Origin of the sequence: Desulfofundulus sp. (assembly GCF_049701015.1) — a bacterium.
Lineage (GTDB): Bacteria > Bacillota > Desulfotomaculia > Desulfotomaculales > Desulfovirgulaceae > Desulfofundulus.
On the sequence record NZ_JBNATZ010000129.1, the window covers coordinates 1 to 6,963 of the forward strand.

Consider the following 6,963-nt stretch of genomic DNA (forward strand, 5'->3'; position numbering starts at 1 on the left):
ATTAGATTAACAATTTCTTCTTCATTCAAAGGACGCTGTTTATCGATTTCCGCAGCACTTACTCGCTGTTACGAACATTTACAGGAGGTTCTCCGTGCTTTATCTGCAGGTGAAAACCTGGATCTGGTGGCCATAGATTTGAAGGCTGCCTGGGAAGCTCTGGGTGAGATTACCGGCACTACGGTTGCTGAGGATATAATTGACCGTATTTTCCGGGATTTCTGTATCGGAAAGTGAGGTATGACTTTCGTGGAGTACCTGGCAGGAAAATATGATGTCATTGTGGTAGGGGCGGGCCATGCCGGGTGTGAGGCGGCTCTCGCTGCCGCCCGTATGGGCTGTCGCACGCTGGTCCTCACCTTGAATTTGGATAATATCGCCCTCATGCCATGTAACCCTGCTATGGGTGGACCCGCCAAGGCTCAGCTGGTCCGGGAGGTGGATGCCCTTGGTGGTGAGATTGGACTTAATACTGATCGAACTGCCATCCAGATGCGTCTGCTGAATACTGCCAAGGGTCCCGCCGTCCGTGCACTCCGGGCTCAGGCCGATAAAAAACGGTATCAGTGGAGCATGAAAAAAGTTTTGGAGAGCCAGGAACGTCTCGACGTGAAGCAGGTTCTGGTGGAGAGGTTGCTGGTCCGGGGGAATCGAGTGGAGGGTGTTGTGGGAACCACAGGGGCGAAGTTTCTTGCGCCGGTTGTCATCCTGACCACCGGTACCTATCTGAATGGCAGGATTATAATTGGTGATCTGGCTTATTCAGGTGGTCCCAACGGTCAATTTGCCGCTGTGGGCCTGTCGGATTCGCTGCGGGAACTCGGGCTTGAATTGGGTCGCTTTAAAACCGGCACCCCTGCGCGGGTAGACCGGCGGACCATTGATTTTAGCAAGCTTACCATCCAGCCGGGTGATGATCGCTTGTTGAACTTTTCCTTTGTTTCACCTGTTACTCGCCGGGATCAGGTTCCCTGCTGGCTAACCTATACTACTGAGGAAACCCACCGTATTATACGGGAGAACCTGCACCGTTCTCCCCTCTTCAGCGGTTTTATTAAAGGCACCGGACCACGTTATTGTCCTTCCATTGAAGATAAGGTGGTGCGCTTTGCCGACCGTCCCAGTCACCAGGTGTTTATAGAGCCCGAGGGATTGGATACGGTTGAAATGTATGTGCAGGGTATGAGCACCAGCCTCCCTGAAGATGTGCAGCTGGCCATGCTTCGATCTCTCCCCGGCCTGGAAAAAGTGGAGATTATGCGTCCGGGTTATGCCATAGAATATGATTATTTAATTCCCACACAGTTGAATCTTTCTCTTGAGTGCAAGACAATCAGCGGTCTGTTCAGTGCCGGTCAGATTAACGGTACTTCGGGTTACGAAGAAGCCGCAGCCCAGGGAATCATGGCCGGAATTAATGCCGCCCTTTTTATCAAGGGTAAAGATCCTCTCATACTGTCGCGTTCTGAAGCTTACATAGGTGTGCTTATTGATGACCTGGTCACCAAAGGTATCAGTGAGCCATACCGTATGCTTACTTCACGGGCCGAATACCGTTTGCTCCTGCGCCAGGACAATGCTGACCTCAGGTTGACTGAAAAAGGCTATCAGGTCGGTCTGGTTACTCCTGAAAGATACCGGGCTTTTGAAAAAAGGCGCCGTCTCATTAATGAAGAGGTCGAACGTCTGCACCGCACGGTAGTGCCTGTAGATGATAAGGTAAAGGCTGTTCTACAGGAGGCCGGTAGTTCACCTCTGCACCAGGCTGCTTCTCTTGCGTCCTTGTTGCGCCGTCCCGAGATTAACTACGTGCATATTAAGAAGATTGACCCGGAGGTTTCTGATTTGCCTCCGGATGTGGAGGAAGAAGTTGAGATCCAGGTTAAGTATGAGGGGTATATAAAAAAGCAGCAGCTTCAGGTTGAACGCTTTGAAAAACTTGAAAACAGGCGTATTCCGGATGATATAGATTATGCCTCCGTTAAAGGTCTGTCTACCGAAGCCAGGCAAAAGCTCGAACAAGTACGTCCACGTTCTATTGGTCAGGCCAGTCGCATCTCAGGGGTTAACCCGGCTGATATCGCTGTCCTTCTGGTTCATCTTGAAGCTCGCCGGCGAACCGGTAAAAAGGGGCAGGATGAAGGGGGGTCCGGTGAGTAAGATAACGCTCCTATGTACAGTCGCGTTCATATAGTGTCGGGAGTGGTACAGTTTGTCTGAGTTCGATAAATTCCTTGCTCATGCTGCTGGGCGATTGGGCATTGAACTGACTGATCTGATGTGTCATCGTTTTTCACAATATTATCGTTTATTGGTCGAATGGAATGAAAGATTCAATTTAACCTCTCTAAGTGAGATGTGTGACATTGTAATCAAGCACTTCGTAGATTCTTTGACCTGCTTTTTGATATATGATCCTCCTGTTGGTGCCAGAGTGGTTGATATTGGTTCCGGTGCCGGCTTTCCAGGTTTACCGATAAAAATTGTACGTGAAGATTTACAAGTTACGCTTGTAGAGTCTGTAGGCAAGAAGGTTAATTTTCTGCATCATGTGCTCGATGTTCTTGGTTTTGGTGATGTGGACGTGGTTCCTGGTCGTGCTGAGGAGATTGCACATGAACCACGTTACCGTGCTTCATTCGACCTGGCTCTGGCCCGCGCTGTTGCTGAGCTTCCAGTTTTGCTGGAACTCGCCCTTCCTTTTCTGCAACCATCGGGTTACTTTATAGCAATGAAAGGTCCCGCCGTGCAGGAGGAACTCGCCATGTGTGATGATGCCTTGAGAATTTTAGGCGGTTCTGTGAAAAGTGTAAAAACAATTTTCTTACCTGTAGCTGGTGACCAAAGAAAGCTTATTTTAATAGAAAAAATTGGTCTCACTCCCGATAAATATCCCCGACGGCCCGGTGTTCCGCAGCGTCGTCCTTTATAAAACCTTATTTACCTGAATATGTCTTATATAAACTTATGCCTTCCTGGACATTATAGTCTTTGGAGGTGAGGAGTATTTATGGCGCAAATTAAATGCTCCGTTTCTGAGTGCCAGTACAACAGTCAGTCGTCTTGTGAGGCTTCGATGATTCAGATCGATCGCAACGGTGTCGCTAAAGCTACTAATTCTCCTCAAACAAAATGTGAGACCTTCAAGCCTCGCAGCTAACCAGAAATGGCCGCTGTTTCAAACAGCGGCCATTTTTATGCAGGAACAGGGACCGGTTTCGTTGAATAAATGCCTACATCACCATTAGGAGGAGTGGTTACCGTTGGGAAAGACCATCGCCATTGCCAATCAAAAAGGAGGTGTCGGTAAAACTACCACTGCTGTTAATCTGGCGGCGTGGCTTTCCCTCATGGGAAAACAGGTACTTCTGGTTGATTTTGATCCCCAGGGTAACGCTACCAGTGGCCTGGGTATCGATAAAGATCAGCTTGATGCATGTATTTATGATGTTATTATTGGTGGTCGTGATCTGGAGCGTGTTCTTATTGATTCTTCAATCCCCTGTTTAAAGGTGGCCCCATCCACTATTGAACTTGCAGGCGCCGAAATCGAGCTGGTTTCTATTCCCGATAGGGAGCATATCCTCAGGCGGGTTATTCAGCCTGTTCATGAAAAATTTGACTTTATTTTTGTTGATTGTCCTCCATCATTAGGTTTATTAACGATAAACGCCCTGGCCGCAGCCGATTCAGTTTTAATTCCCATTCAATGTGAGTATTATGCTCTTGAAGGGGTTGGTCAATTAATGAATACAATTAATCTTGTCCAGAAGCGATTGAACCCCAAACTTGAGCTGGAAGGTATTTTGTTGACCATGTTTGACGGGCGGACCAACCTCAGCATTCAGGTGGTGGAAGAAGTTAAAAGGTTTTTCCCGGGTAAGGTTTACAGGACCATTATTCCCCGTAATGTTCGTTTAAGTGAAGCTCCCAGTCATGGAAAGCCGATTATGATATATGACCGCCGTTCCCGCGGGTCTGAGGTTTATAATGAGCTTGCTAAGGAAGTGATGGGCATTGAGTAAAAAACGCGGTCTGGGCAGGGGCCTTGGAGCCTTAATACCACTGGATCAGCCAGCTGATGAGGGTTCTTTACGTGAGATACGGGTGGATGATGTGCAACCAAACCCCCGCCAGCCACGTCAGGCCATTGATCAGGAAAAGATTCAGGAACTTGCGCTTTCCATTCAGGAACATGGCGTTGTGCAACCGATCGTGGTCAGACCTGTTTCGGACAGTCGTTATGAAATTATTGCCGGCGAACGTCGCTGGCGGGCCTGCCGCGTACTGGGCCTGGAGTACATACCGGCTATTATCCGGGATTACGGGGATCTGGAAGCCTCCGCTATTTCTCTGATTGAAAATGTACAGCGGGAAGATTTGAACCCCCTTGAAGAAGCAGTAGCTTACCGCAGGTTGATTGACGAGTTCGGGCTTACCCAGGAGGAAATCGCCAGGCTGGTCTCTAAAAGCAGACCTTTTATTGCCAATATGTTGCGCCTGTTAACTCTTCCTCCGGAAGTCCAGGACATGATCAGTGCAGGCCTTATTACGGCCGGTCATGCACGAGCCATACTTTCACTCAATGATGCTGCCGCTCAGATTGCCGCTGCTCGTGAGGTTGTTTCTGCCGGCTTAAATGTTCGTGAGACGGAGAAATTAATTCGCCGCTTTTCCGGTCAAGATGGGTCTAATTCAAAATCAGATAAGGCGACAGAAGAATCACCTTCTACTATTGATTCCGGTGATTTAGAGACCATGGAGCAACTTCTTGTTGGCGCCCTCGGTACAAAAGTGCGCATTCGTTCACGTCGACATGGGCGTGGTGTTATTGAAATTAATTTTGAAAGTCGGGCGCAACTGGAGGAAATTATCAACCTGTTAGTAAATTAAACTCTCCCGTAATATTCATCCGGTTTCCCACTTAAAATGTTTCACGTGTTACATGACGGTGAAACAGCAACATGAGGTTATGGTTATGGTTAACTGGCAATTGGATGATTTTAAACTCGGCTTTTTGCTTGGCTTGCTTGTGGGTGAGGGCCATTTTGGTGGTGACGGCAGGCAACCCCAGATAACCCTGCGGATGCATGCGCGCCACCAGCAACTTTTTGAGTGGCTGACGCGAAACATTCCCGGGTCGCGTCTGTACGGCCCGTATACCCATGGGGGACGCAATTATTACCAGTGGATGCTCAGGGGTGAAAGTCTGAAGAGGATATTACCACTGCTTGATGCACTACCCATGGCGGAAATTTCACCGGTCACATATGCACGCTACGAAAAGATGAAGGCTGATTACGGGCTGTTAACTGATAACAAAAATAAAGGCTGATTAAGTATGCAGCTTGAGCAGAGCTCCCTGCCGTGCGGCGTGATAAATTTCCTGGATGGGATGTCCCGTGCGCTCAGCCAGGCGGCGGCAGTCCTCATATTCGGGACTGACCTGAAGGGGAGCATCCGGCACAAGATAGGCAATTTTAACCCCTACCGGCCCCCACGGGGTATCTACCCGGACATGATGACGGTTGAGTGTACAACGCCGCTCCTGCCTGATACGTACGCCCAGTGTAGTCGTTTCTTTGAAGATAACACCGAGAAGTTCCTCCTCCCGGCCGGGGGGGCAGAGGACTGTTAAACGGGTACCGGGGCGCCCTTTCTTCATGATGGTGGGCGTTAGAAAGACGTCCAGTGCACCGCACCGGCGCAGTAAATGATCGACATAAGAAAAGAATTCCGGGTTCATATCGTCGATGTCAGTTTCAAGTACCAGCACATGGTCGCCGCTTCCCACCGTCGTGGTATTTTCTCGAAGCTGTTCGCCCACAAACACACGCATCGGACAGGAAAACGGGATATGGATGGCCCCTGCTCCGTAGCCGATGCAGCCTATCCGCATGGGCGGCATGGGGCCAAAACCAGCAGCCAGGGTACTGACGATGGCGGCGCCTTCAGCGGTGACCAGTTCTCCCTCCACATCAACCGGATACACAGGAACGCCACGCATCAATTCTGCTGTAACAGGGGTCGGAACAGGCAGCACGCTGCCGGAACGAAAAATAGGGCCGCGGCCAACAGGCAAAGGGGAGCAAAAAATCTCTTCAACCTGCAGCAGGGAAAATGCTACACAGACACCAGTCACAGCCAGGACGGATTTTAATTGTTCACCCTCAAAACAAACCTCCTCGGCAGGAACCCCGCGAGCCCTGGCCTCAGCAAGGGCCAGGGATTCAAGAATGCGAGAAATATTATTTTTTACGGTAGCCGGCAGTTTGGAGGCAGCCAGAAGTTCGAGGATGTTGCGGTGCCGGTAGGAAGGGGAGGAGGGCAGGGAAAAAAACAGCCGGGCACCTCTCCATCCTCCCCTGGACTCCTCAGAAATAGAGATGTCAAAATTGTTCAATGGGAAGAGGTGGAGCAGGTCCAGGAACTGACGGTAATTTATACCCGCATCTATTAAGGCCGATAGGAGCATGTCCCCGCTAAGACCGCCTGCACAATCAAGGTACGCTGTATTCATGGGTTTATCACCATCCGCGACAATTTTTCATGTTTGGATTACCCCGATTTTAAGTATACTCAAATTAGGGAAATCAGCGAAGGCTAAAAGGTGGTGGTAACCCGATGATTTTTTTAGACCGCGTCGACGCTGGAAAAAAATTGGCCCGCGAACTCGAAGGCATTTGCAAACACAGGGGACTGGTGCTGGCCATACCCCGGGGTGGAGTGGTGGTGGGGGCGGAAATCGCACGGCAACTGGGTATGGACCTGGACGTGATTATACCCAGAAAAATTGGTGCACCTCATAACCCGGAGCTGGCCATAGGTGCGGTAACGCAGGACGGCACATCGTTTTTTAACCACTCATTGCTGGCGGTCATGGGACTGGATGAGGAAGACCTCTCCAAACTCGTGGCAGAACAGGAAAGAGAAATAAAAAGGCGCATGCTCCTTTACCGTGGC

Annotated in this window: 8 protein-coding genes and 1 pseudogene; 8 read left to right on the forward strand and 1 reads right to left on the reverse strand. The window is 49.8% G+C overall.

Going from position 1 to position 6,963, the window contains the following annotated elements; all coding sequences use genetic code 11:
* From ACPLUI_RS08905 to ACPLUI_RS08935, 7 genes and pseudogenes are all read left to right on the forward strand, one after another.
* Positions 1 to 237, forward strand: a pseudogene (locus ACPLUI_RS08905) (hypothetical protein); the annotation flags it as partial.
* A 12-nt stretch (positions 238 to 249) separates the two neighbouring features.
* Positions 250 to 2,160 carry a tRNA uridine-5-carboxymethylaminomethyl(34) synthesis enzyme MnmG gene (mnmG, locus tag ACPLUI_RS08910; RefSeq protein ID WP_424659919.1) on the forward strand — a complete coding sequence of 637 codons (1,911 nt, stop codon included), beginning with the start codon at positions 250 to 252 and terminating at the stop codon, positions 2,158 to 2,160.
* 52 nt (positions 2,161 to 2,212) lie between these two features.
* On the forward strand, positions 2,213 to 2,932 hold the full coding sequence (rsmG, locus tag ACPLUI_RS08915) for a 16S rRNA (guanine(527)-N(7))-methyltransferase RsmG (RefSeq protein ID WP_424659912.1): 720 nt from the start codon (positions 2,213 to 2,215) through the stop codon (positions 2,930 to 2,932).
* Between the two features lie 78 nt (positions 2,933 to 3,010).
* Entirely contained in the window at positions 3,011 to 3,160 is a 150-nt protein-coding gene (locus tag ACPLUI_RS08920; RefSeq protein ID WP_424659913.1) for a DUF1540 domain-containing protein, read from the forward strand.
* Between the two features lie 103 nt (positions 3,161 to 3,263).
* Positions 3,264 to 4,025, forward strand: a complete 762-nt coding sequence (locus ACPLUI_RS08925; protein WP_424659914.1) for a ParA family protein — start codon at positions 3,264 to 3,266, stop codon at positions 4,023 to 4,025.
* The gene (locus ACPLUI_RS08930; protein WP_424659915.1) at positions 4,018 to 4,893 is read left to right on the forward strand and encodes a ParB/RepB/Spo0J family partition protein; all 876 of its coding nucleotides are present in this window, start codon (positions 4,018 to 4,020) and stop codon (positions 4,891 to 4,893) included. Before ACPLUI_RS08925 ends, ACPLUI_RS08930 begins: the two co-directional genes overlap by 8 nt.
* Before the next feature lie 85 nt (positions 4,894 to 4,978).
* Positions 4,979 to 5,335 (forward strand): hypothetical protein, encoded by a 357-nt coding sequence (locus ACPLUI_RS08935; RefSeq protein WP_424659916.1) that lies wholly within the window; start codon positions 4,979 to 4,981, stop codon positions 5,333 to 5,335.
* Here the strand turns inward: ACPLUI_RS08935 and larC are convergent, their stop codons facing one another.
* Positions 5,336 to 6,520 carry a nickel pincer cofactor biosynthesis protein LarC gene (gene larC / locus ACPLUI_RS08940; protein ID WP_424659917.1) on the reverse strand — a complete coding sequence of 395 codons (1,185 nt, stop codon included), beginning with the start codon at positions 6,518 to 6,520 and terminating at the stop codon, positions 5,336 to 5,338. It lies immediately after the preceding gene.
* Positions 6,521 to 6,624: 104 nt separating this feature from the next.
* Between larC and ACPLUI_RS08945 the strand changes: the two genes are divergently transcribed.
* Positions 6,625 to 6,963 (forward strand): phosphoribosyltransferase (locus ACPLUI_RS08945; RefSeq protein ID WP_424659918.1); only part of this gene is annotated, 339 nt, incomplete at its 3' end.